The 25,117-nt window shown below is 53.2% G+C and carries 23 protein-coding genes, 1 tRNA gene, 1 pseudogene and 1 riboswitch; of the genes and pseudogenes, 13 read left to right on the top strand and 12 right to left on the bottom strand.

Translation table 11 applies throughout. The features are described 5' to 3' along the window. Positions 1–28: 28 nt before the first annotated feature. On the bottom strand, positions 29–817 hold the full coding sequence (gene ygiD / locus FDW95_RS17840; RefSeq protein WP_096755640.1) for a 4,5-DOPA dioxygenase extradiol: 789 nt from the start codon (positions 815–817) through the stop codon (positions 29–31). A 147-nt stretch (positions 818–964) separates the two neighbouring features. On the opposite strand from ygiD, the gene zupT reads away from it, so the two are divergent. Continuing rightward, entirely contained in the window at positions 965–1,738 is a 774-nt protein-coding gene (gene zupT, locus FDW95_RS17835; RefSeq protein WP_096755639.1) for a zinc transporter ZupT, read from the top strand. Between the two features lie 65 nt (positions 1,739–1,803). Here zupT and FDW95_RS23225 read toward each other — a convergent pair whose 3' ends face one another. Together FDW95_RS23225 and ribB are read right to left on the bottom strand one after the other, a co-directional pair. Further along, on the bottom strand, positions 1,804–1,980 hold the full coding sequence (locus FDW95_RS23225; RefSeq protein ID WP_115257468.1) for a hypothetical protein: 177 nt from the start codon (positions 1,978–1,980) through the stop codon (positions 1,804–1,806). Between the two features lie 520 nt (positions 1,981–2,500). Then, on the bottom strand, positions 2,501–3,154 hold the full coding sequence (ribB, locus tag FDW95_RS17830) for a 3,4-dihydroxy-2-butanone-4-phosphate synthase (protein ID WP_115257467.1): 654 nt from the start codon (positions 3,152–3,154) through the stop codon (positions 2,501–2,503). A 105-nt stretch (positions 3,155–3,259) separates the two neighbouring features. Further along, a riboswitch (FMN riboswitch) is annotated at positions 3,260–3,409 on the bottom strand. A gap of 132 nt (positions 3,410–3,541) precedes the next feature. On the opposite strand from ribB, the gene ubiK reads away from it, so the two are divergent. Then, positions 3,542–3,838, top strand: a complete 297-nt coding sequence (gene ubiK, locus FDW95_RS17825; RefSeq protein WP_135953046.1) for a ubiquinone biosynthesis accessory factor UbiK — start codon at positions 3,542–3,544, stop codon at positions 3,836–3,838. Positions 3,839–3,871: 33 nt separating this feature from the next. Here the strand turns inward: ubiK and glgS are convergent, their stop codons facing one another. Next, on the bottom strand, positions 3,872–4,078 hold the full coding sequence (gene glgS, locus FDW95_RS17820) for a cell surface composition regulator GlgS (protein WP_096755633.1): 207 nt from the start codon (positions 4,076–4,078) through the stop codon (positions 3,872–3,874). A 178-nt stretch (positions 4,079–4,256) separates the two neighbouring features. Here glgS and FDW95_RS23220 point away from each other — a divergent pair. Continuing rightward, positions 4,257–4,373: pseudogene (locus FDW95_RS23220) on the top strand (hypothetical protein); the annotation flags it as partial. Between the two features lie 53 nt (positions 4,374–4,426). Here FDW95_RS23220 and hldE read toward each other — a convergent pair. The 3 genes from hldE to FDW95_RS17805 form a co-directional block, all read right to left on the bottom strand. After that, positions 4,427–5,863 (bottom strand): bifunctional D-glycero-beta-D-manno-heptose-7-phosphate kinase/D-glycero-beta-D-manno-heptose 1-phosphate adenylyltransferase HldE, encoded by a 1,437-nt coding sequence (gene hldE / locus FDW95_RS17815; RefSeq protein ID WP_137363567.1) that lies wholly within the window; start codon positions 5,861–5,863, stop codon positions 4,427–4,429. 59 nt (positions 5,864–5,922) lie between these two features. After that, complete coding sequence (gene glnE, locus FDW95_RS17810; RefSeq protein WP_115257465.1) at positions 5,923–8,763, bottom strand: bifunctional [glutamate--ammonia ligase]-adenylyl-L-tyrosine phosphorylase/[glutamate--ammonia-ligase] adenylyltransferase; 2,841 nt, start codon at positions 8,761–8,763, stop codon at positions 5,923–5,925. Positions 8,764–8,876: 113 nt separating this feature from the next. Beyond that, complete coding sequence (locus FDW95_RS17805) at positions 8,877–10,178, bottom strand: inorganic triphosphatase (RefSeq protein ID WP_115257464.1); 1,302 nt, start codon at positions 10,176–10,178, stop codon at positions 8,877–8,879. A 241-nt stretch (positions 10,179–10,419) separates the two neighbouring features. Here FDW95_RS17805 and FDW95_RS17800 point away from each other — a divergent pair, with 241 nt between their 5' ends. Both FDW95_RS17800 and FDW95_RS17795 read left to right on the top strand, forming a co-directional pair. After that, positions 10,420–11,040, top strand: coding sequence for a TIGR04211 family SH3 domain-containing protein (locus tag FDW95_RS17800; RefSeq protein WP_096755626.1), 621 nt, complete (start codon positions 10,420–10,422; stop codon positions 11,038–11,040). A gap of 62 nt (positions 11,041–11,102) precedes the next feature. Beyond that, on the top strand, positions 11,103–12,338 hold the full coding sequence (locus FDW95_RS17795) for a multifunctional CCA addition/repair protein (RefSeq protein ID WP_137363566.1): 1,236 nt from the start codon (positions 11,103–11,105) through the stop codon (positions 12,336–12,338). Positions 12,339–12,436: 98 nt separating this feature from the next. On the opposite strand, the gene bacA is transcribed toward FDW95_RS17795, so the two are convergent. After that, entirely contained in the window at positions 12,437–13,255 is an 819-nt protein-coding gene (bacA, locus tag FDW95_RS17790) for an undecaprenyl-diphosphate phosphatase (protein WP_096755624.1), read from the bottom strand. Between the two features lie 85 nt (positions 13,256–13,340). After that, positions 13,341–13,709, bottom strand: coding sequence for a bifunctional dihydroneopterin aldolase/7,8-dihydroneopterin epimerase (folB, locus tag FDW95_RS17785; RefSeq protein WP_137363565.1), 369 nt, complete (start codon positions 13,707–13,709; stop codon positions 13,341–13,343). 106 nt (positions 13,710–13,815) lie between these two features. Between folB and plsY the strand changes: the two genes are divergently transcribed. Continuing rightward, positions 13,816–14,433, top strand: coding sequence for a glycerol-3-phosphate 1-O-acyltransferase PlsY (plsY, locus tag FDW95_RS17780; protein WP_096759329.1), 618 nt, complete (start codon positions 13,816–13,818; stop codon positions 14,431–14,433). Between the two features lie 40 nt (positions 14,434–14,473). Here plsY and FDW95_RS17775 read toward each other — a convergent pair whose 3' ends face one another. Next, the gene (locus tag FDW95_RS17775; protein WP_115257462.1) at positions 14,474–15,406 is read right to left on the bottom strand and encodes a LysR family transcriptional regulator; all 933 of its coding nucleotides are present in this window, start codon (positions 15,404–15,406) and stop codon (positions 14,474–14,476) included. 210 nt (positions 15,407–15,616) lie between these two features. Between FDW95_RS17775 and ttdA the strand changes: the two genes are divergently transcribed. The 3 genes from ttdA to FDW95_RS17760 are packed head-to-tail and all read left to right on the top strand — an operon-like array spanning position 15,617 to position 18,642. Next, complete coding sequence (gene ttdA, locus FDW95_RS17770) at positions 15,617–16,528, top strand: L(+)-tartrate dehydratase subunit alpha (protein ID WP_096755621.1); 912 nt, start codon at positions 15,617–15,619, stop codon at positions 16,526–16,528. Next, positions 16,525–17,130 carry a L(+)-tartrate dehydratase subunit beta gene (gene ttdB / locus FDW95_RS17765; protein WP_137363564.1) on the top strand — a complete coding sequence of 202 codons (606 nt, stop codon included), beginning with the start codon at positions 16,525–16,527 and terminating at the stop codon, positions 17,128–17,130. The genes ttdA and ttdB overlap by 4 nt, the downstream gene beginning before the upstream one ends. Positions 17,131–17,178: 48 nt before the next feature. After that, complete coding sequence (locus FDW95_RS17760) at positions 17,179–18,642, top strand: anion permease (protein WP_115257460.1); 1,464 nt, start codon at positions 17,179–17,181, stop codon at positions 18,640–18,642. Between the two features lie 67 nt (positions 18,643–18,709). Here the strand turns inward: FDW95_RS17760 and tsaD are convergent, their stop codons facing one another. After that, positions 18,710–19,723 carry a tRNA (adenosine(37)-N6)-threonylcarbamoyltransferase complex transferase subunit TsaD gene (gene tsaD / locus FDW95_RS17755; protein WP_096755618.1) on the bottom strand — a complete coding sequence of 338 codons (1,014 nt, stop codon included), beginning with the start codon at positions 19,721–19,723 and terminating at the stop codon, positions 18,710–18,712. Positions 19,724–19,958: 235 nt separating this feature from the next. Between tsaD and rpsU the strand changes: the two genes are divergently transcribed. The 3 genes from rpsU to rpoD all read left to right on the top strand — a co-directional run bounded on the left by rpsU (position 19,959) and on the right by rpoD (position 24,283). Beyond that, positions 19,959–20,174 (top strand): 30S ribosomal protein S21, encoded by a 216-nt coding sequence (gene rpsU, locus FDW95_RS17750; RefSeq protein ID WP_001144069.1) that lies wholly within the window; start codon positions 19,959–19,961, stop codon positions 20,172–20,174. Positions 20,175–20,408: 234 nt separating this feature from the next. Next, on the top strand, positions 20,409–22,154 hold the full coding sequence (dnaG, locus tag FDW95_RS17745) for a DNA primase (protein WP_115257459.1): 1,746 nt from the start codon (positions 20,409–20,411) through the stop codon (positions 22,152–22,154). A 284-nt stretch (positions 22,155–22,438) separates the two neighbouring features. Continuing rightward, positions 22,439–24,283, top strand: a complete 1,845-nt coding sequence (rpoD, locus tag FDW95_RS17740; protein WP_137363563.1) for an RNA polymerase sigma factor RpoD — start codon at positions 22,439–22,441, stop codon at positions 24,281–24,283. Positions 24,284–24,328: 45 nt separating this feature from the next. On the opposite strand, the gene mug is transcribed toward rpoD, so the two are convergent. Continuing rightward, the gene (gene mug, locus FDW95_RS17735; RefSeq protein ID WP_115257458.1) at positions 24,329–24,835 is read right to left on the bottom strand and encodes a G/U mismatch-specific DNA glycosylase; all 507 of its coding nucleotides are present in this window, start codon (positions 24,833–24,835) and stop codon (positions 24,329–24,331) included. 124 nt (positions 24,836–24,959) lie between these two features. Here mug and FDW95_RS17730 point away from each other — a divergent pair. Beyond that, a tRNA-Ile gene (locus FDW95_RS17730) sits at positions 24,960–25,035 on the top strand. Positions 25,036–25,117: the final 82 nt, after the last annotated feature.

The following is a 25,117-nucleotide window of genomic DNA, read 5'->3' as shown; positions in this document are numbered from 1 at the left end:
CGATAAGCGCAGCGCCATCGGGCATTAATCATCCAACCTGCACCGACAGCATACTCAGACTGCCCATCTCAATGCCGTCCACAGGAATTGTCACGGGTTCTTTTCCATCCCACGCGCCTAATACGTAAAGCAGCGGCAGATAGTGATCCGCCGTTGGATTCGACAACGATCCGCCTTCATGATCCAGATAGTTGACCAGCGGATGTTGTTCAACCGGTCCCTGCCATGTCAGGTTGGCCTTCACATAATCGTTGAATGAGGACGCCCACGGGTATGGCGTATTTTCACCGTGCCAGCGTGCCGTGCGCAGGTTATGCACCACGTTACCACTGGCGACCAGCATAATACCTTCGTCGCGCAGCGCCGCCAGCTTACGACCCATTTCAAAATGCCAGGCGGCCGGCTTCGTGCTATCAATGCTTAATTGCACCATCGGGATGTCGGCATTCGGGTACATCTTGATCAACACGCCCCACGACCCGTGGTCAAAACCCCAGGCTTCTTTGTCTAAGGCGACTGGGACGGGAGACAGCAAATCCACCAGATGCTGCGCCAGTTCTGGCGAGCCCGGCGCCGGATAATGTGTGTCATACAGAGCCTGCGGAAAACCACCAAAATCATGAATCGTTTTCGGTGCTTCCATGGCAGTTACGCCAGTGCCACGGGTAAACCAGTGCGCCGAAACCACGACTATGGCTTTCGGGCGCGGCAACGTTTCCCCCAGTTGCTGCCAGGCACGGGTATAAACGTTATCTTCCAGAACATTCATCGGGCTGCCGTGCCCCAAAAACAATGCTGGCATACGAGTTGAAGACATGATGATATCCTTACTGAGGGAGTCATTTTGATATCATCACAATACGCTTTTTCGGTTGATGAAGAACTCAGATAACCATGATGAAGATCATCAGTTATTTTGACGGTCTGGCCCGGACAGCTGATGGATAAGGAGTTGGATTTGTCGATGTCAGTACCTTTACTTCTGACTTTACTGGCGGGTGCCGCCACCTTTATTGGCGCCTTTCTTGGCGTGCTGGGACAAAAGCCCTCAAACCGCGTGCTCGCCTTTTCTCTGGGTTTTGCCGCGGGCATTATGCTGCTTATCTCCCTGATGGAGATGCTACCCGCCGCACTGGCTGCAAAAGGAATGTCACCCGTACTTGGCTACGGGATGTTTATCGTAGGCTTACTGGGCTATTTTGGTCTGGATCGTTTGCTGCCGCACGCCCATCCTCAGGATCTCGTGCAAAAAACAACACAACCTTTACCCGGTTCTATTAAACGCACCGCCATTTTGCTCACGCTTGGCATTAGTCTGCACAATTTCCCGGAAGGGGTCGCGACGTTTGTTACTGCCAGCAGCAACCTTGAGCTGGGTTTTGGTATCGCTCTCGCCGTGGCATTGCATAATATTCCTGAAGGTTTGGCCGTTGCCGGACCCGTGTACGCTGCAACCGGTTCGAAACGTACCGCGATATTTTGGGCCGGGATCTCCGGTATGGCGGAAATACTCGGCGGCGTACTGGCATGGTTAATTTTGGGGAGTTTAATTTCACCGGTGGTCATGGCGGCAATTATGGCGGCTGTTGCCGGAATTATGGTCGCACTGTCCGTCGATGAACTGATGCCGCTGGCAAAAGAAATCGACCCAAATAATAACCCCAGCTATGGTGTACTCTGCGGAATGTCGGTGATGGGACTCAGCCTTGTCATCCTGCAATCAATGGGCATCGGATAATACAGACGGCGGATGCTGTCCTGCCCTGCAGGCCATCCGCCTCTACAACAGCAAAGCGACAGGGATTATTCATGCTCCCTGACCGTACCAGCCTCTTCGTTCGTACGGCGGAAGAGTTTGTTACGCGCCTCAAGCAACGCATCTCGGTCTTGTCGAAACGCGCGGCAATAACGCTTCATATGACAATAATAACCAATAGCAACGAGTGCAATTAATACCATCCAATACCAGGCAATAAACATTCTTTTACCCTTAAAATTTAACATCATTAAACATTTAACGTTAAAAGTTCACATGTCCTTATTTCAACCTACCACTATAGTGGCACATTACAGAAACAAATAGATGATTTCGATCATATAAACCAACGGATAGAGCCAATTGAAAAACGTGCATTCAAAATAAAACAATACAGAACCTGCAATCATCTATAAATAACATTAATTATAATAAGTACATTCCAAACTTACTTTATTTAATTAAATCAACACACTAGGAGTTGATAACAAACACACCTAAAACAATAAACACATTTACTTATCACAAAGATTTAGCCATATTCTTATATGGTAAAAAATACAAAAATAGCGCATGCGGAATATATTATATGTCGATAAAATATAAAGCAGTATATCCTCGTTAAAGGATACCGTTCGTCCGGGCAAAGCTAAATAGGCGGGCCGTAATAACAAAAAACCGAAGCCAGAAAACTGACTTCGGTTTTTTATTGCCACCGCAACTGGCGCGGTAAAGCGTGTGCTATCAGCTGGCTTTACGTTCGTGCGCCTGACGGTAAGCGACTAAATCTTCGATCGTGACCACAGCCATATTATGCTTGCCTGCAAATTCGATGCACGCTGGCGCACGCGCCATGGTGCCATCATCATTGGTCAGCTCACACAGTACACCAGCCGGTTTAAAACCTGCCAGCGTCATCAGATCGATGGTTGCTTCAGTATGACCACCGCGGGTCAACACGCCGCCAGCCTGAGCACGCAGCGGGAAAACGTGTCCCGGACGGTTCAGATCGGAAGGTTTAGCGCCGTCTTTAACTGCCGCGCGAACCGTGGTAACACGGTCAGCGGCAGAAACACCGGTAGTTACGCCTTCAGCGGCCTCAATGGTCACGGTAAAGCCAGTGCCGTAAGCGCTGGTGTTATTTTCCACCATCATTGGCAGATCGAGCTGCTTGCGTCGATCTTCAGTGATGCACAGGCAAACAATACCGCTACCGTGACGGATGGTAAGTGCCATCTGTTCAACGGTCATGGTTTCTGCCGGGAAAACCATATCGCCTTCGTTTTCACGATCTTCGTCGTCAAGCACCATCACACCGCGTCCTTCACGCAGCGCAGACAGCGCAAGTTCAACACGTTCGAAAGGCGTACCAAAAGAGGAAAGTAGCGTCTGATTCATGGTAAAAAAACCTCACTAAAATTATGGTTACCAGAATCAGGGCAGTCTTAGGAGTACCGTCTAAGCGGCAAAAAATAACGTGAGCGGGTCCATGCCCGACTGGATCGTTACTCTCTCCCATCCGGACTCTAACCGTCGGCCCCGGAATTACACCGGATCTGCTGACCTTTTCGCGTTAACGAAAAGCGCTCGCGGGCTTTCAACATCAGTTGATTTACCGCCGGTGGGGAATTTCGCCCCGCCCTGAGAATAAGCTAGTTAACTATAACGCTATTGATTACCTTCATCAACGCCTTTGCTTGACTTCACTTCACACAATTCTGGTTTATGCCGCTGCCAGTTCGCACTACAATAGGCAGCAACACGTACCAGTTCAGGGAAACCACCATGATTGACCCGAAAAAAATTGAGCAGATTGCTCGTCAGGTCCACGAGTCGATGCCGAAAGGGATCCGCGAGTTTGGGGAAGACGTCGAGAAAAAGATTCGCCAAACGCTGCAGTCACAGCTGACGCGCCTGGATCTGGTAAGCCGCGAAGAGTTTGATGTACAAACCCAGGTTTTGCTGCGCACCCGCGAAAAGCTCGCGCTGCTTGAGCAACGCCTGACCGAGCTGGAAGCGCGCGAGAAACCGGCTGAAGTGAAGCCTGCGCCTGCTATCCCGCCCGTCGATCCGCAAGCGTAAAAACGACAACGGGCCGCAAGGCCCGTTTATCTGTTAGTGTTCCAGTTCTAATTTTTTCGCCTCAGTTGCCTGCTGGCAATACAGCGCGTAGCGTTTGCAAAACCAACTGCGGTGCTCCTCATCCATGTTGCCGGTTACGGCCTGGATATCAACAGGGTGCCCCTCAGCCTGCATCCTGGCAAAACTCCGGGCCAGGAAATCGAAATTGTTCAGTGAATACATATTGCTGTTCATGAGCATACCCTCCAGTTATTGAATATCTGTTAAGGCCATATGCTTTTTCTGATTTCAGTATTTCCCTATACAGAAAGTTGTTCTGTACATAATGTGCGCAAATTGAGAGCTATGCTTCACACTTTCCTACGAAATCTGAGAGGGGGAGATGTCTTTTTTCGGATGTAAGGAACCTGCAGAACTTCAGGCTCCGCTGATTGATTCGCTGTTAAATGAGATTGGTTTGTCCGGCGGTTCGCTTCACGCCCTGGCTGAGCCGCTGAAAAACAGTCCACAGCCTGTGGAGAAAACTGAAGCATAAGAGACAGAAATGCCGGATAAGGTGTTTATACCGCTATCCGGCAATCGACCAGACTATGACTTATCGCTGTCTTTCTGGATCTTTTTGATGATATTGGTCGTTGAGCAGCCGTCTTCGAAGTTCAGCACCAGCACTTCACCGCCGTTCGCCCATACCTCTTCGCTACCCGCAATTTGTTCCGGCTTGTAGTCACCACCTTTTACCAGCAGATCCGGCAGGACACCTGCGATCAGTCGCTGTGGGGTATCTTCTTCAAAAGAGACCACCCAGTCGACGGACTCCAGCGCACCCAGTACGATCATACGCTGCTCGAGAGGGTTGACCGGGCGCGTTTCACCTTTCAGACGTTTGGTGGATGCGTCGCTGTTTACCGCCACGATCAGACGATCGCCCAGCTTGCGCGCATTCGCCAGATAAGAGACGTGGCCCGCGTGCAGGATGTCGAAAACACCATTGGTCATGACCACCTTCTCACCGCGCTTGCGCGCACTGGCCACGGCTTGTTTCAGCTCGGCTTCTGTCATCACACCAAAACCGGTATCCGCACGACCGCGCACGGCGTTTTCCAGTTCGATAGGCGAAACGGTGGACGTCCCCAGCTTACCCACTACCACGCCCGCCGCAGCGTTAGCAAAATAACACGCTTCTTCCAGTGAGTTATCCGCCGCCAGCGTTGCCGCCAGCACGCCAATAACCGTATCGCCGGCACCGGTCACGTCATACACTTCCTGCGCCTGGGTCGGCATATGCAGCGGTGCTTTGCCCGGCTGCAGCAGCGTCATGCCCTGCTCGGAACGGGTGATCAACAGCGCGGAAAGATCGAAATCCGCAATCACCTTCATGCCGCGTTCAACCAGTTCCTCTTCGCTTTTGCACTTACCGGCAACCGCTTCAAACTCGGAAAGATTTGGTGTCAGCAGCGTCGCACCGCGATAGCGTTCAAAATCAGTGCCTTTCGGATCGATAAGCACCGGTACGCCAGCCTTTCGTGCCAGCGCAATCATCTGCTGCACGCTGGCCAGCGCGCCTTTGGCGTAGTCAGACAGTACCAGAGCACCGATAGAACCCAGCGCCTGGTTAATACGATCGTGCAGCGGCTGTGGATCTACGCCTTCGAAACCTTCCTCGAAGTCCAGACGGATCAGCTGCTGGTTGCGTGAGAGTACGCGCAGTTTGGTGATCGTTGGGTGCGTCGGCACCGAAACGAAGTCACATTTCACATTCACGTCCGCCAGCGTTTTACTCAGCGCACGTGCCGCATCATCAATACCAGTCAACCCTACCAGACGGGAATTTGCGCCCAGAGAGGCAATGTTCATCGCCACGTTTGCCGCGCCGCCGGGACGTTCTTCAATGGTATCCACTTTGACTACCGGAACTGGGGCTTCTGGTGAAATACGGCTAGTAGGCCCGTACCAGTAGCGATCCAGCATCACATCACCGACAACCATGACTCCTGCACGTTCAAACTCTGGCAGCGTTACTTTCATTCCTGTCTCCTGAGAGATTCTCTGAGGGTCTTAAAATTTGCGCGCGATCATAGCACACTTCACTCGGCAACCAGCCACTTCTGCCAGCTGTCACGCACCAGCGCGCGCTCAGCGCTGAAGCACTCCGGCGCCACATGGCCCGGAAGTTCCTGCAAAGCAAGATGATGAAGTTCATCACGCAGCGTAGTATAGGCGCGGGTCAGCGCCAGGGCTTCTTGCTCTTCCATAATGTCGTTTTGTGCCAGTAATTCCAGAATGCGCACGTTATCTGACCAGCGCGTCAGTTTCGGTTTTTCATGGGCATAGCGCAGCACCAGATATTGAGTAATAAACTCAATGTCGGTGATCCCGCCTTCATCTGCTTTGATATCAAAGCGATCGCGATGCTTATTACCCAAATGAGCACGCATTTTCTCGCGCATTTCACGCACGTCGGTCTGCAACGTTTTTCCGTCACGAGCGAGCGTCATGATATCGCGACGCACCGCGTCAAACTGAGAGGTCAGCTGCGGGTCGCCATACACCACCCGAGCACGCACCAGCGCCTGATGCTCCCATGTCCAGGCTTCGTTGCGCTGGTAATCGGCGAAAGCCTCGGTTGATGTCACCAGCATGCCTGCGGCACCGGATGGGCGCAGCCGCGCATCCACCTCATATAAAATGCCGGAAGACGTGCGGGTACTGAAAAGGTGCATGATGCGCTGTGACAGACGCAGATAGAACTGCCGCCCGTCAATTTCACGCTCGCCGTCAGTCATCACGTCCATCGGACAATCGTGCAGGAAGATCAAATCAAGATCGGAGCTGTAGCCCAGCTCCCAACCGCCCAGCTTGCCGTAACCGACAACGGCGAAACCGCGGCCCTCGCGATCGCCAAGGTGCGTTGGTTGCCCGTAGCGGGCGACCATTTGCGTCCACGCCTGCTGAACCACGGCATCGATAATGGCTTCGGCCAGCCAGGTTAAGTGGTCGCTCACCTTCATCACTGGCAGCGTCCCGGCGATATCGGCCGCCGCAATACGCAGCAGTTGAGTTTGCTTGAACTGACGCAACGCTTCCAGTTGCTGTTCTTCGTCATCCTCCGGCACACGCAGCAGATACTGACGTAGCTCATCACGGTAGGCATCGGTTGCGGTGGGCTGATACAGGGTGTTCGGATCCAGCAACTCGTCCAGCAGCAGCGGATAGCACGCCAACTGGCTGGCGACCATCGGCGAGGCGGCGCACAGCGAAATCAGGTGCTTCAGCGCGCCAGGGAATTCACTCAACAGCTCCAGATAGGTCGTACGGGTGACAATGCCCACCAGCAGCGGAGTAATACGCGACAGCGGCACCGAGGCATCAGCGCGGGAGCAAACATCGCTCAGCAAGTGCGGCATCAAATGATCCAGCACCTGGCGTCCACGTGGGCCGATGGTGCGCTTATCCAGCTCTTTACGGAAATCGGCGATCAGAGTCAGCACGCGGCGCTGATCGTCTTCCGCAAGATGCGCCAGCACTGGCGTGGTGTCATCTTCCTGCAAAGCATCCTGCCACAGTTCGCGCCACTGTTCCGACAAAGACTCTTCCTGGGTTTCGGTTTCATCATCACCGATTAACTCATTGAACACCCGACGCACGTTGCCCATGTGAACGTTCAGGACAGCCGTCAACTGCGACCAGTCATCCGCACCCATGGCCCATGCCAGACGCGCGCGATTTAGCTCATCGCCCGGCAGCGTCTGGGTCTGTTCATCGTTGATGCTCTGCAGCAGGTTTTCCAGACGACGTAAAAAGAGATAGGCACTTCGTAAATGCTCCGCATCGGTATCAGACAGTAGATGCAGCGCGTTGATGGCGCTGAGCGTAGGTAACAGCGCGCGGGATTGTAGCGATGGCTCACGCCCGCCGCGAATCAGTTGGAAGACCTGAACGATAAATTCGATTTCACGAATACCGCCCGCCCCCAACTTGATATTGTCTTTCAGACCACGGCGGCGGACTTCACGGGCAATCATCCCTTTCATGTTACGCAGCGACTGGATCACGCTGAAATCGATATAACGACGAAAAACAAAAGGCCGCAGCATGGCGCGCAGTTCAGCGACGTAAGTACCGTCAGCATCCCCCATAATACGCGCCTTAACCATCGCGTAGCGTTCCCAGTCACGTCCTTGCTCCTGGTAATAATCCTCCAGCGCCGAGAAGCTCAGCACCAGCGGACCGCTGTCACCAAACGGGCGTAAACGCATATCCACCCGATAGACAAATCCATCCATAGTCGGCTGATCCAACACTTTAATCAGCCGTTGGCCCATACGGGTAAAGAACTGCGCGTTATCCAGCTCACGCCGTCCGCCCTGCGTCGTTCCGTGTTCTGGCCAGGCAAAAATCAGGTCGATGTCGGAGGAAAAGTTAAGCTCGCCGCCGCCCAGTTTTCCCATCCCTAAAATCAGCAGCGGCTGCGGGACACCGTCAGGGTTGCACGGCGTTCCCCACTCACGACAGCAGGCGTCATACAGCCAGTCTCGTGCAGCGATAATCAGCGTTTCAGCCAGATGGCTTAACTGCTGCAAAATGCTCTCTTCCGTCACCAGCGACAGCGTCTGCGCCCAGGCAATTCGCACCATGATGCGACGGCGAAACAGGCGCAGCTCACGCATCAGCGCCGCTTCATCACCGACGTCAGCTAATGCTTGCTGCAACCAGACGCCATAGTGCTGCCATTCATCCGCCAGCGGCGGTTCGCTTTCCAGCTCTGCCAGCCACTCGGGATGGGCAATCACGCTGTCGCGAACAAAATCACTGAATGTGAGCACTGACTTCGCCTGCAGGCTGAGTGACGCTTCAGGTATTGCTGCTGGCAGCCGATCAACAACGGTCGGCCAGTACTGTTGTAACGGTGAAGAGAGCTGCTGCATTTACGGGTTATCCTTTAAATGATGCCGGATAGTGGCGTTTCGCCTTATCCGGCCTACAAGACATTTAAGCCCATCGCGTAGGCCTGATAAAGGCATCCTGATCTCGGTCCTGATTATCGTTTACCGCTGTGCAGCCAGAACGGCTCCTCAGAGATCGCTTCATTACGATAATGTTCAATTTCAATATGTTGGCGCGTCATGATGGCATGACGTAAACCCTGCCAGGTCGCAATCCATTCCGATGCCACCTTCTCATCGTAATAGCCTGCCAGCATCAGAATACTGTCAATGTTTCGCGTCAGGCGCGGGATTTGGTCGGCATATTGATCGCCCAATGGCTGACCAAACACCGTTTTCAGTTCAGCCGCATGACGTGAAAGATGGGTATCAGAGAAACGCTTGAAGGAGTCGGCGATTTTGGCCTGCGCTTTCGCATCGAGGAACGGTTGCCACCCTTTAGTCACCAACCACTCGGTGAGTGCCAGTTTTGCCATTGCCGTTTGCGGGTTGTAAACCGCAGATACCGCAGAAGTTTCAGCGGCAATAATCGCTTCCGACTGGGTCAGCAAATCACGTAAGTGAGCGCTCGCTTTACGTGGAACATTCCCGCCAAACAGCATCAGGATGTGGCGTACCAGCCCCATCGCCGCCAACACTTCCGATTTGGCGCCTTTTACGCCGCGAACCCATAACTCCTCATGGTACTGCCATTGCGACAATGCTAGTTCCAGCGCGGCTTCAAGCCCCTGCTCAATGCTGGCCTTGGCCGGGACTTTCAGAATACGCGTCGGCTTCAGCTCGCGTGGGGCATTCCCCTGCGCCAGATGATAACCCCGTGCCGCCTTACTCAGGCCACCCAGGCGTAAACCCTCCTCGGCAACCAGCTGATTTGCCAACTTCAACACCGCACGGGGATCGCCGCTGACCAGTTCCAGTTCAAGCTCACAGAGCGGTTCAGCGAACTCTCCGGCCTTCACTTCACCCAGATCGAGGGCGAGTTCAATCTGGCTACCGTCAACCTCAAGCAGCCATTTCTCACGGTTAAAATCAGTGCTGAACAGCGGTTGTAGCTGAGAGGCGAGATCGGCTGGCAGTTCGCCATTTGGCCAGACTTCGGCTGGAAGCAGCGCAAGATCCAGTTCTGGCTCGCTCAACGCAACATTATACTCTGGTCGCTGATGCAACCCCCCCGTGACCCGTCCGGCAATTTTCAGGGTCATTTCATAACGACCGTTCTCACCGCGAATACGCAGCCCCATATCATGGCTACGCAACCACCCATCCGGCGTTTCATAGTAGATATTCAGCAACTGGCTGGGCGCATGATGCTCTCCCCCCAGCGTATTCAGACGTTCGCGCAATGCATCAACAGCATCATTATTGACAATAAATTTTAATTCGATTTCCTGGGTCATGATCTTGTACTTATGGGTTATGTCACAGTTGAGAAAACAGACTGCGAACTAAGTGCGTTCTTGATTGTCAGTAGATAGTATTTTGCGCCAAATTGCCATGCAACGAGCAATTTGACGGGCGTAAAAGTTTCGAGTGGTGGCAAAAAGGACACAGATGATTCCGATTGATGTTGAATGCTTTGCGTAGAGACACTGATGCCACTACTATCGTTCCACTTTCTATGACAATAACGACAGCCTGATGCCAAAATTACGCCTGATTGGATTAACTTTACTCGCACTTAGCGCCACTGCCGTCACCCATGCAGAGGAAAAGCGCTATGTCTCTGATGAACTGAACACCTGGGTCCGCAGCGGTCCGGGAGATAATTATCGCCTCGTGGGTACGGTTAACGCCGGCGAGGAAGTCATTCTGTTACAGACCGATGCCAGCACCAACTACGCCCAGGTAAAAGACAGTACCGGACGTACAGCCTGGATCCCGCTGAAAGAGCTGAACAGCACGCCAAGCCTGCGTACCCGCGTTCCGGACCTGGAAAACCAGGTAAAAACACTGACCGATAAGCTCAATAATATTGATACCACCTGGAACCAGCGTACCGCCGATATGCAGCAAAAAGTGGCGCAAAGCGACAGTGTGATCAATGGGTTGAAAGAAGAAAACCAGAAGCTAAAAAACGAGCTGATTGTGGCGCAGAAAAAGGTCAGTGCCGCGAATTTGCAGCTTGATGACAAGCAGCGCACCATCATCATGCAGTGGTTTATGTATGGCGGCGGCGTACTGGGACTGGGTCTGTTGCTCGGTCTGGTTCTGCCACACATGATCCCAACCCGTAAACGCAAAGATCGCTGGATGAACTGAATCGCCTTCTCCGCCACACTGACATATGATTAAGGGATAATTTTTTTCAAAAGGAAAGTGGCGTGAAGATTTATCTGGTCGGTGGAGCTGTTCGGGATGCGTTATTAGGGCTACCGGTTAAAGATAAAGATTGGGTTGTCGTCGGCGCCACGCCGCAAGAGATGCTCGACGCGGGCTACCAGCAGGTAGGCCGCGATTTTCCTGTTTTTCTCCATCCGCAAACACGCGAAGAATATGCGTTGGCGCGAACCGAACGAAAATCAGGTTCAGGCTACACCGGATTTACCTGCTATGCCGCAGCAGACGTAACGCTGGAAGCCGATCTCCAGCGCCGCGACCTGACGATCAACGCGCTGGCCCGCGATGATGACGGCGAGATTATCGACCCGTATAACGGGCGTCGCGATCTGGAAAATCGTCTACTGCGCCATGTTTCCCCTGCTTTTAGCGAAGATCCGCTGCGCGTACTGCGCGTGGCGCGCTTTGCCGCGCGTTATGCACACCTCAGCTTCCGTATCGCCGATGAAACCCTGGCCTTAATGCGCGAGATGACCGCTGCCGGAGAACTGGCACATTTGACGCCGGAACGAGTCTGGAAAGAAACGGAAAATGCGTTAACTACCCGTAATCCACAGGTCTTTTTCCAGGTCCTGCGCAACTGCGGCGCACTGCGCGTTCTGTTCCCGGAAATAGACGCTCTGTTTGGCGTCCCGGCGCCGGCTCAATGGCATCCGGAAATCGACACCGGTATTCACACGCTGATGACGCTGTCGATGGCGGCCATGTTGAGCCCAAACGTAGATATACGTTTTGCCACGCTGTGCCACGATCTTGGCAAGGCTCTGACGCCAAAAGCGCTATGGCCACGTCATCATGGTCACGGCCCGGCGGGTGTCAAATTGGTAGAGCAGTTATGTCAGCGTCTGCGGGTGCCCAATGACATCCGCGATTTAGCCAAACTGGTGGCGGAATTCCACGATCTCATTCATACGTTCCCGATCCTGCAGCCGAAAACTATCGTGAAGTTGTTTGATTCCATCGATGCCTGGCGTAAACCGCAGCGTGTGGAACAAATTGCCCTGACCAGTGAGGCCGACGTCCGGGGTCGCACCGGTTTTGAAGCAGCAGATTACCCGCAAGGTAGGCTGCTGCGGGAGGCCTGGCAAGTCGCACAGACTGTGCCGACGAAAGAGGTCGTTGAAGCAGGATTCAAAGGGCCGGACATTCGCGAGGAGCTGACACGACGTCGCATTGCGGCGGTGGCCAGTTGGAAGGAACAGGGTTGCCCAAAAGTGTAGGCAGTATGTTGCCGGATGCGCTGCGCTTATCCGGCCTACGGGGTCAACATCTCGTTCCGTAGGCCCGGTAAGCATAAGCGCCACCGGGCACACAAAAGTTAGAAGAACACCACGTAAACAGCGGCGGCGACTACAAAACGATAAATCGCAAATGGAATAAACGAGATACGTTTAATCAGCTGCAGGAAGGTTTTGATCGCCACCAGCGCCACGACAAATGCCGTCACGAAGCCCACAGCAAACATTGGAATGTCTGACGCGCTCAGGAACGACCAGCTTTTGTAGAGATCTAACGCCGTGGCACCCATCATCATTGGTACCGCCAGCAGGAATGAGAATTCCGATGCGGCATAGCGGCTCACGCCCATCAGCATACCGCCTGAAATGGTCGCTCCGGAACGGGAAAATCCCGGCCACAGCGCCAGGCACTGGAAGCAGCCAATCATAAACGCCTGGCGATAAGTCATATCATCCAGACCCGGCGCGCGCGGCTCTTTCGGCTTCAGGCATTCTGCGGCTATCAGCAGCACGCCCCCCACCACCAGCGCATACATCACGTTGATCGGGTTAAACAATGATTTGATGGTATCGTGGAAAATCAGTCCCAGTACCACGGCCGGGATCATCCCTAACAGGATATGCCCCAGCGTTAGTCGTCCCTTGCCGGTTCCTTCGTGCGGGGCTTTACCAAAGTGAATGCCAATCAGGCCAAACAAGCGGCGCCAGAACATCACCACAACAGCCAAAATGGAACCCAGTTGAATAACCACTTCAAATGTCTTTGCGGTAGCGCCTTCAAACCCCAGCAGATGGCCAACAATAATCATATGGCCGGTGCTGGATACAGGCAAAAACTCCGTCAATCCCTCGACCACACCCAAAATTGCCGCCACCAGCAGCGAGTGCATATCACTCATCAATTAACCCCTAGATAGAAAACCACGGCAAAAAAGAGCCAACGTTAGGACTCTTTTATACCTGTTAGGTTTAGATATTATTAATTTAATTACTTTCTTTCAGATTATTGCCACGCTCAATGATAACGCCGACGTTTGCCGCTCTCGCCACCGCCCCCGGCTTGCTGAGCTTGATGCGTACCCATGGGGAATTAAAACGGCTAAGCAGGAGGTCTGCCACCTCTTCAGCCACGCGTTCAACCAGCGCAAAACGTCCGCCTTCCACATGGCTGACCACCGTTTGTGCGATATCAGCATAGCTCAGGCAATCGGCAACATCGTCGCTTTTCGCTGATTTGCGGTTATCCCATGCCATTTCGATATCGAACACCAGTTTTTGTTCGATAGTCTGTTCCCAGCCATAAACACCAATAGTGGTGATTACCGAAAGTTGCTCTATAAATACAATATCCATCACGACCTGCCTGCTTTTTGGCTAACCCGGATACCACTTCCGGTGAAATATGCGTATTATCCACGGAAGTAGTGTTTTACACGACATTTTCAAAACGGAACAGCTTATGAGTGCAATCGCGCCTGGAATGATTATCTTCGCGTACCTCTGCGGCTCAATTTCCAGTGCTATTCTGGTATGCCGCCTCGCTGGATTGCCGGACCCACGTGATAGCGGTTCTGGAAATCCGGGCGCGACAAACGTATTGCGAATTGGTGGCAAAGGAGCCGCCGTCGCCGTGCTGATTTTTGACGTCCTGAAGGGTATGTTACCCGTGTGGGGTGCATACGCGCTAGGCGTTAGTCCTTTCTGGTTGGGCTTGATTGCTATCGCCGCCTGCCTAGGACACATCTGGCCGGTGTTCTTCGGTTTTAAAGGTGGGAAAGGCGTCGCCACCGCCTTTGGCGCCATTGCGCCGATTGGCTGGGATTTAACCGGCGTCATGGCGGGCACCTGGTTGCTGACCATCTTGCTGAGCGGTTATTCCTCATTAGGGGCCATCGTCAGCGCCCTGATAGCCCCATTCTATGTCTGGTGGTTCAAACCCCAGTTCACCTTCCCGGTATCCATGCTGTCGTGCTTAATTCTGCTGCGCCATCATGACAACATCCAACGTCTGTGGCGTCGACAGGAGCCGAAGATCTGGACCAAGCTGAAGAAAAAGCGCGAAAAAGATCCCGAGTGACGGTGCTGCCGGATGATGATGCGACGGTGTCTTATCCGGCTTACAGGATCTGATACCCGTCAACCGGCTTACCCAACCGCTGCTGGCACCACGTTGCCAGAAACTCTACGCACACCCGTAGCTTTACGCTGCGATACAATGGCTCCTGATACACTGCCCAGATATTGGCGCTCTGCGCATATTCTGGCAGCACGCGAACCAGTTCACCGCTGAGCAGAAACGGCTGTACGTCCCACTCAGAACGCAGCATGATCCCTTTTCCCTGTAACGCCCACTGCAACACAATCTCGCCGCTGTTAGAAGAAAGATGCCCCGCCACCTTGACCGATTTTTTCTCATGCCCATTATCAAGTTCCCAAACCCCGTGCGTCATATCGCGCTCTTTGGTAACCAGGCAATCATGGCGGCTTAATTCCTGTAACGTCTTTGGATCCCCGTATTCTCGTAAATATGTCGGTGCAGCACACAATATTCTTTTATTTTTCGTTAACAAATGTGCAATATAATAATCGGGAATTTCATCATTAATACGAATATCCAGATCGATATTATCCTGCGCTAAATCAATTTGCCGATCGTACAGTTCAAAATGCACCTGTAATTCAGGATAGCTATGCATCAATTCGGTAATCGCTGGAGCGATATAACTGCGCCCAAACCCAAAGCTACAACCAATACGGATCATCCCTTCCGGACGCGTTTTGATTTGCGTGACGTCATCCACCAGATGCTGATAGCGGGCGAGTATCTCCTGCGCATGTTCATAGCACCGCTGACCGCTTTCCGTTAACGCCACGCCGCGTGCGGAGCGGTTAAGCAGCGTGGCCCCTAGCGTAGCCTCCAGAATCTGAATGCGTTTTGTCACAAACGCTGGCGTCTGCCCAAGGGTCGCTGCCGCCGCGCTAAAGCTGCCGCTATGCACAATTTCAACCAGCACCTGCAGGTCTTTCGCCAGGGGATAGGTGTTCAGCATGTTCAGGATATCCGTGAGGGTGTGAATCGCAGTGTAATTCCCCTGGACATAATAAACCCTGCCTTTGCGCAATTTTTATTATCTTAAGCGGGCATCATTCACGAACTGTTAATTGGTTATTCACAGCGCTAAAAAATATAAAACCACATTTTTAGTGGTAGTTTGTCCGGGAGAATTTATTTCCAGATAAATAAAAGAACTGGAGTTGACATGATGAGCCATCAAAATAACCAACATGCGATAAATACGCTGACTAACATTGTCGCTGATTTTACCGCCATGATTTCTACCCGTATGCCCGACGATGTCGTAGATAAATTAAAACAGCTACGCGAAGGCGAAACCTCGCCGATGGGTAAAATTATCTACCACACCATGTTTGACAACATGCAGAAGGCGATCGACCTGAATCGCCCGGCGTGTCAGGACACCGGTGAAATCATGTTCTTTGTGAAGGTCGGTTCCCGTTTTCCACTGCTGGGCGAACTGCAAAGCATCCTTAAGCAGGCCGTTGAAGACGCCACCGTGAAAGCGCCGCTACGCCACAATGCGGTAGAGATTTTTGACGAGGTAAACACCGGTAAAAATACCGGTACCGGCGTGCCATGGGTCACCTGGGACATCATCCCCGACGCTGATGACGCAGAAATTGAAGTCTATATGGCGGGCGGTGGCTGTACGCTGCCGGGGCGTTCCAAAGTGTTAATGCCTTCCGAAGGCTACGAAGGTGTCGTGAAGTTTGTTTTTGAGAATATCTCCACGCTAGCAGTAAACGCCTGCCCACCGGTGCTGGTCGGCGTAGGTATTGCGACCTCCGTTGAAACCGCCGCCGTGCTGTCACGCAAAGCCGTACTGCGCCCGATTGGCTCACGCCATCCCAATCCCAAAGCTGCCGAGCTGGAACTGCGTCTCGAGGAAGGACTTAACCGTCTGGGTATTGGCCCACAGGGGCTAACGGGTAACAGCTCCGTGATGGGCGTACATATCGAATCTGCCGCACGCCACCCGTCGACTATCGGCGTGGCCGTTTCTACCGGCTGCTGGGCGCACCGTCGCGGCACGCTGCGGGTTCATGCCGATCTCTCCTTCGAAAATTTGTCTCACACCCGGAGCGCGTTATGAAAAAGATCCTGACAACCCCGATCAAAGCCGAAGATCTGGCAGACATTCGCGTCGGCGATGTCATTTACCTGACCGGTACGCTGGTGACCTGTCGCGACGTGTGTCACCGCCGTTTGATCGAACTCAAGCGCCCGATCCCGTACGATCTAAACGGTAAAGCCATTTTTCACGCGGACCCGATCGTGCGTAAGAACGGGGAAAAATGGGAGATGGTCTCCGTCGGCCCAACCACCAGCATGCGTATGGAAGCCTTTGAGAAAGAGTTCATCGAGCAAACCGGCGTCAAACTGGTGGTCGGCAAAGGCGGCATGGGACCGTTGACCGAAGAAGGGTGTAAGCAATTCAAAGCACTGCACGTGATCTTCCCTGCTGGCTGCGCGGTTGTTGCCGCCACGCAGGTTGAAGAAATTGAAGAAGTGCACTGGACGGAATTGGGCATGCCGGAATCCCTGTGGGTGTGCCGGGTTAAAGAGTTCGGCCCGCTGATTGTTTCCATCGATACCCATGGCAACAACCTGATCGCCGAAAACAAAAAGCTGTTCGCTGAACGTCGCGACCCGATCGTCGAAGAAATCTGCGAGCACGTGCACTACATCAAATAACCCTCCCGGAGAGGCGCATACCTCTCCCCCTTTCGCAGGGATACAACAATGGCACCTTTAGCTGGTTGGTGGCGATACCTGGCTCCGCTGGTGGTCATCGCCATTATTGCTGTTTTGCCCGTTCCTGGCGGTCTTGAAAGCCACACCTGGCTCTATTTTGCCGTCTTTACCGGGGTCATCGTCGGACTTATCCTGGAACCTGTTCCCGGTGCGGTAGTGGCGATGATTGGTATTTCTATCATTGCCGTGCTGTCGCCGTGGCTGTTGTTCAGCCCTGAGCAACTCGCCCAGGACGGATTTAAATTTACCGCCAAATCGTTATCATGGGCTGTGTCGGGGTTTTCTAACTCGGTTATCTGGCTGATTTTCGCCGCCTTTATGTTCGGTACCGGTTACGAGAAAACGGGTCTGGGTCGGCGTATCGCGCTGATGCTGGTAAAGAAGATGGGGCATCGCACGCTGTTTCTCGGCTATGCGGTGATGTTCTCCGAACTGATCCTTGCCCCCGTGACACCGTCTAATTCCGCACGCGGCGCAGGCATTATCTACCCAATCATTCGTAACCTGCCGCCGCTGTACCACTCTCAACCCAACGATCCCAGCGCCCGCTCCATTGGCTCTTACATTATGTGGATGGGGATCGTCGCCGACTGCGTCACCAGCGCTATTTTTTTAACGGCGATGGCACCAAATCTGCTGCTAATTGGCCTGATGAAAGGCGCTTCCCATACAGCGTTAAGCTGGGGTGACTGGTTCTTAGGCATGCTGCCGCTGAGCATTTTACTGGTGTTGATCGTGCCCTGGCTGGCCTACGTGCTGTACCCACCGGTGCAGAAATCTGGCGATCAGGTCCCGCGCTGGGCGGAAACCGAGCTGAAGGCGATGGGGCCACTGTGCGCGCGTGAGAAAAAGATGCTGGTATTGATGGTGGGAGCGCTGGTGCTGTGGATCTTTGGCGGTGACTATATTGATGCCGCAATGGTCGGCTACAGCGTGGTGGCGTTGATGCTGGTACTGCGCATCATTTGCTGGGATGACATTGTCAGTAATAAAGCGGCATGGAACGTCTTTTTCTGGCTGGCTTCGCTGATTACCCTTGCCACCGGGCTGAACAATACTGGCTTTATCTCCTGGTTCGGCAAACTGCTGGCAAACGGACTCAGCGGCTACTCGCCGATAATGGTAATGGTGGCGTTGATCGTGGTGTTCTATCTGTTGCGTTATTTCTTTGCCAGCGCCACGGCCTATACCTCTGCCCTCGCGCCAATGATGATTGCAGCCGCGTTGGCGATGCCGGACATCCCGCTGCCGGTATTCTGCCTGATGGTCGGTGCCGCCATTGGTCTGGGCAGCATTTTGACCCCGTACGCTACCGGACCAAGCCCGATCTACTACGGCAGCGGCTACTTGCCGACAGCCGATTACTGGCGACTGGGCGCCATCTTCGGCCTGATATTCCTCGTCCTGCTGGTGATAACCGGCCTGCTGTGGATGCCTCTGGTTTTACTGTAAATCCCGCCGGGGCGGCGTAGAGTCGCCCCCTTTCCCTACGCATCTCACCAGTCAGCTCCCGGTGCGCTTACGCCGCCGGTAACTCCGCCAACGGCCAGCGTGGACGCACGGTGACACCAAGGTCTGCCGTTGCTCCGGATTTAAAACGCACCATACCCGCATAGGCGATCATCGCCCCGTTATCGGTACAAAATTCCGGGCGCGCATAGAACACTTCGCCACGGCGTTTTTGCATCATTTCCGCAAGCGCGGCCCGCAGGGTACGGTTAGCGCTCACGCCCCCCGCCATCACCAGACGCTTAAAACCGGTTTGATCCAGCGCGCGTTTGCACTTGATCATCAGCGTATCGACCACCGCATCTTCAAATGCACGGGCGATATCCGCACGGGTCTGATCGTCGTTTTCGTTATTACGAATGGTATTTGCGGCAAACGTTTTCAAGCCTGAGAAGCTGAAATCCAGCCCCGGACGATCGGTCATCGGGCGCGGGAAGACAAAACGCTTTTCCACGCCCTGAGACGCCAGCTTAGACAGCATCGGGCCACCTGGATAATCCAGCCCCAGCAGTTTGGCCGTTTTATCGAACGCTTCACCGGCCGCATCGTCAATCGATTCGCCCAGCAACTCATACTGTCCAATACCGGTGACGCTAATCAGCTGCGTGTGTCCGCCAGAAACCAGCAGCGCTACAAAAGGATATTCCGGCGGATTATCTTCCAGCATCGGTGCCAGCAAATGGCCTTCCATATGGTGTACAGGAATGGCCGGAACATTCCAGGCGAACGCCAGAGAACGCCCTACGGTCGCCCCCACCAGCAGCGCACCGACCAGACCCGGTCCTGCGGTATAGGCCACCGCATCAATATCTTTTGCCGTTAACCCTGCTTCAATCAGCGCCGCCTGAATCAACGGTACGGTTTTACGCACGTGATCGCGCGAAGCCAATTCAGGCACTACTCCACCGTAGTCAGCGTGCAATTTCACCTGACTATACAATTGGTTGGCTAAAAGACCTTTTTCATCGTCGTAAATGGCGATGCCGGTTTCATCGCAGGATGTTTCAATTCCCAGTACACGCATGACTTGTTTTACCTCGCTCTAATACCGCGCAGTGTAGGTCGAATGCGGGTTGATGTAAAACTTTGTTCGCCCAAGGAAGAACCCTCGTGTATACTCCTCACCCTTATAAAAGTCCCTTTCAAAATCGCGTCGGTGCTTTACAAAGCAGCAGCAATTGCAGTAAAATTCCGCACCATTTTGAAATAAGCTGGCGTAGATGCCAGCGGCAAACCGAATTTATAAAGGTGAGAGTTACATGCCGGTAATTAAAGTACGTGAAAACGAGCCGTTCGACGTAGCACTGCGTCGCTTCAAGCGTTCCTGCGAGAAAGCAGGTGTTCTGGCGGAAGTTCGTCGTCGTGAGTTCTATGAAAAACCGACTACCGAACGTAAGCGCGCTAAAGCTTCTGCTGTGAAACGTCACGCGAAGAAACTGGCTCGCGAAAACGCACGCCGCACTCGTCTGTACTAATCTATTGGGAGTTAAGGCTCTCAATTCAGACTGAGTTGTAGTTGTAAGGCCGTGCTTCCGGAAGGAATGCGCGGCTTATTTTCGTTTATACATCAGTAACTACACAAAATCATTCACACTGTATCAAGACGGCAAGTGAGTGAATCCCCGGAGCTTACTTAAGTAAGTGACAGGGGTGAGCGAGCGCAGCCAACGCAGAGACAGTTTGAAGGATGAAGTGTAATAACGGGGCATATGGCTGGACGAATCCCACGTGTATTCATTAATGACCTGCTGGCAAGAACCGACATCGTCGATCTCATCGATGCACGAGTTAAGCTGAAAAAGCAGGGCAAAAATTATCATGCGTGTTGTCCGTTCCATAACGAGAAAACCCCCTCTTTCACCGTAAACGGTGAAAAACAGTTTTATCACTGCTTTGGGTGTGGCGCGCACGGCAACGCCGTCGACTTTCTCATGAACTACGACAAGCTCGAGTTTGTGGAAACCGTCGAAGAACTGGCCGCAATGCACAACCTTGAAGTGCCTTATGAAGCAGGCAACGGCCCCAGTCAGATAGAGCGCCATCAACGGCAAAGCCTCTATCAATTGATGGACGGCCTGAACACTTTTTATCAACAGTCTCTGATACAACCCGCCGCTACCCCTGCGCGCCAGTACCTGGAAAAGCGAGGACTCAGTAGCGACGTGATCGATCGTTTTGCTATTGGTTTTGCCCCCCCCGGTTGGGACAACGTCCTGAAACGGTTTGGCGGCAATCCTGAGAATCGCCAGGCATTGATTGACGCGGGTATGTTGGTGACCAACGATCAGGGACGCAGTTACGATCGCTTCCGTGAGCGAGTGATGTTCCCTATCCGCGACAAACGCGGTCGGGTCATTGGTTTTGGTGGACGCGTGCTGGGCGATGCCCTGCCGAAGTACCTGAACTCCCCGGAAACCGATATTTTCCATAAAGGTCGCCAGCTGTATGGCCTTTATGAAGCCCAGCAGGATAACGCCGATCCGCAGCGCCTGTTAGTGGTTGAAGGCTATATGGATGTGGTGGCGTTGGCCCAATACGGCATTAACTACGCCGTGGCCTCCCTCGGGACGTCAACCACTGCCGATCACATCCAGCTGTTGTTCCGTGCGACGAACCAAGTGATTTGTTGTTACGACGGTGACCGGGCCGGACGCGATGCCGCATGGCGCGCGCTGGAAACTGCACTGCCGTATATGACGGACGGACGCCAGCTGCGCTTTATGTTTTTACCTGACGGTGAAGATCCCGATACGCTGGTGCGTAAAGAAGGGAAAGAAACCTTTGAAGCCCGGATGGAGCAGGCCTTACCGCTCTCCGCGTTTCTGTTTAACAGCCTGTTACCACAGGTAGATTTGAGTACCCCGGACGGACGAGCACAGCTCAGTACGCTGGCCTTGCCGCTGATCACGCAGGTCCCGGGCGAAACGTTGCGCATTTATCTGCGGCAGGAGTTGGGAAACAAGCTCGGCATTCTGGATGACAGCCAGCTTGAACGTTTAATGCCAAAACTGGCAGAAAATGGAGCTTCCCGCCCTGTTCCACAGCTAAAACGTACGACCATGCGTATACTTATAGGGTTACTGGTACAGAACCCAGGTTTAGCCCCGCTGGTGCCGCCGTTAGGCGCTCTGGATCAAAATAAGTTGCCCGGCCTTGGCTTATTCAGAGAACTGGTCAACACTTGTCTGGCCCAGCCAGGTCTGACCACCGGACAACTGTTAGAACACTATCGTGGCACAAATGATGCGGCCACCCTTGAAAAACTGTCGATGTGGGACGATATAGCAGATAAAGATATCGCGGAAAAAACCTTCACCGACTCACTCAACCATATGTTTGATTCGATGCTTGAACTGCGCCAGGAAGAGTTGATAGCTCGTGAGCGCACACATGGTTTAAGCAACGAAGAACGCCGGGAACTCTGGACGCTGAACCAGGAACTGGCCAAGAAATAAGAGAAAGACAAAACAAAGACAAAATCATTCGCGTTGTATCAAGGCAGCAAGTGAACGAACGCCTGGGAGTGTACATAAGTACATGACCAGGAAGAGAGAACGCAGCTAACGCAGAGACAACGTGAAAGATGAAGTATTTAACGGCTTAACTGCCGAATATCGATCGGGAAGCCCCCGACAGCCGCACGGAGAGGCAGCGGCAAAATATAAGTATGCCCTCGTTTTGCCGTTGGCGGTTTTACCGCCCAACACCAATCAAACGAATTAAGTGTGGATACCGTCTTATGGAGCAAAACCCGCAGTCACAGCTGAAGCTACTTGTCCAACGTGGTAAGGAGCAAGGCTATCTGACCTATGCCGAGGTCAATGACCATCTGCCGGAAGATATCGTCGATTCAGATCAAATCGAAGACATCATCCAAATGATCAATGACATGGGTATTCAGGTGATGGAAGAAGCACCGGATGCAGATGATCTGCTGCTTGCTGAAACCTCCAACAGCACCGATGAAGACGCGGAAGAAGCGGCTGCCCAGGTTCTGTCCAGCGTTGAGTCCGAAATCGGTCGTACAACTGACCCGGTGCGCATGTACATGCGTGAAATGGGTACCGTTGAACTGTTAACCCGTGAAGGCGAAATTGACATCGCTAAACGTATCGAAGACGGGATTAACCAGGTTCAATGCTCCGTTGCAGAATACCCGGAAGCCATCACCTATCTGCTCGAGCAGTACGATCGCGTAGAAGCTGAAGAAGCGCGTCTTTCCGACCTGATCACCGGCTTTGTCGATCCGAACGCGGAAGAAGACATGGCACCAACGGCGACGCACGTCGGGTCTGAACTCTCTCAGGAAGAGATGGATGAAGATGAAGACGAAGATGAAGAAGATGACGACGACAGCAGCGATGACGACAACAGCATCGACCCTGAATTAGCGCGCGAGAAATTCGGTGAACTGCGTACTCAGTACGAAATCACCCGCGACACTATCAAAGCGAAAGGCCGCAGCCATGCTGCCGCGCAGGAAGAAATTCAGAAGCTGTCTGAAGTGTTCAAACAGTTCCGCCTGGTGCCGAAGCAGTTCGACTACCTGGTAAACAGCATGCGCGTCATGATGGACCGCGTGCGTACTCAGGAACGTCTGATCATGAAGCTCTGCGTTGAGCAGTGCAAAATGCCGAAGAAAAACTTCATCACCCTGTTCACCGGCAACGAAACCAGCGAAACCTGGTTCAACGCGGCTATCGCGATGAACAAACCGTGGTCTGAAAAACTGCACGACGTGGCAGATGATGTCCACCGCGGCCTGCAGAAACTGCGTCAAATTGAAGAAGAAACCGGCCTGACCATCGAGCAGGTTAAAGACATCAACCGTCGTATGTCCATCGGTGAAGCGAAAGCCCGCCGTGCGAAAAAAGAGATGGTTGAAGCGAACTTGCGTCTGGTTATCTCTATCGCTAAGAAATACACCAACCGCGGTCTGCAATTCCTCGATCTGATTCAGGAAGGCAACATCGGTCTGATGAAAGCGGTAGATAAGTTTGAATACCGTCGTGGTTATAAGTTCTCCACCTATGCAACCTGGTGGATCCGTCAGGCGATCACCCGCTCTATCGCAGATCAGGCGCGTACCATTCGTATTCCGGTGCATATGATTGAGACCATCAACAAGCTCAACCGTATCTCCCGCCAAATGCTGCAAGAGATGGGCCGCGAGCCAACGCCGGAAGAGCTGGCTGAACGCATGCTGATGCCGGAAGACAAGATCCGTAAAGTGCTGAAGATTGCCAAAGAGCCTATCTCCATGGAAACGCCGATCGGCGACGATGAAGATTCGCATCTGGGTGATTTCATCGAGGATACCACCCTCGAGCTGCCGCTGGACTCTGCCACCACCGAGAGCCTGCGTGCCGCAACGCACGACGTTCTGGCTGGCCTGACAGCGCGTGAAGCGAAAGTTCTGCGTATGCGTTTCGGTATCGATATGAACACCGACCACACGCTGGAAGAAGTCGGGAAACAGTTCGACGTTACCCGCGAACGTATCCGTCAGATCGAAGCGAAGGCGCTGCGTAAACTGCGTCACCCGAGCCGTTCTGAGGTGCTGCGTAGCTTCCTCGACGATTAATCTCGCCGTATAAACATCAACGCCACCGCAAGGTGGCGTTTTTTTTCACATCCCACGCATGACCAGCGCGTCATCTAATTCCCGATACGCCGCCACTAACTTATCCAGCGTAATCCGGCTTAACCCACTCGGGTTCGGCAACACCCAGATCTGCGTCGCGCCAATCGTCAGCGTCTGTTTCCCCCACTGTGCACCACGCTGGCTAAAGCCTTGCTCAAATGCCTGTTTTCCCAAAATAGCGAGCGCCGCTGGCTGATAGTCTTCAATCTTCTCAACGAGCTGACGACCACCGCTACGCATCTCCTCGAGCTTCACTTCATTGGCCTGCACCGTCGGCCTGTCGACAAATTTGGTGACGCCACAGCGAAAATCCAGCAGGTGTTGTGCCTCTTCTGGCTTTAGCAGGCGATCGGTAAATCCCGCCTGATGGATGACCTTCCAAAAGCGGTTAGCAGGATGCGCAAAGGGAAAACCTGTACCCGCCGAAGAGAGCCCCGGATTGATGCCGCAAAAAACCACCCGCAGCCCCGGCGCCAGTATGTCCTTAACCATAATCACTCCGCACAATACATCAGGCAACCAGTATAACGGACTGAAAACACATTGTTTATAAAAACAGCATCCGTACGCTTATGGCTGGATTGCAACGCAGAGTTACTTTATAATCCACCGCCACGGCCCCTTAGCTCAGTGGTTAGAGCAGGCGACTCATAATCGCTTGGTCGCTGGTTCAAGCCCAGCAGGGGCCACCAAATAAAACAAGGAGTTAGATGAGAAATCGTCTGACTCCTTTTTCGTTTTATACGAATTGGGTCAGGTAATGGGTCAGGTAAG

This window comes from Citrobacter sp. wls718 (assembly GCF_005280945.1).
Lineage (GTDB): Bacteria > Pseudomonadota > Gammaproteobacteria > Enterobacterales > Enterobacteriaceae > Citrobacter > Citrobacter gillenii.
Note: the sequence above shows the minus strand (reverse complement) of the source record. Positions and strands in the feature narration are given on the sequence as shown.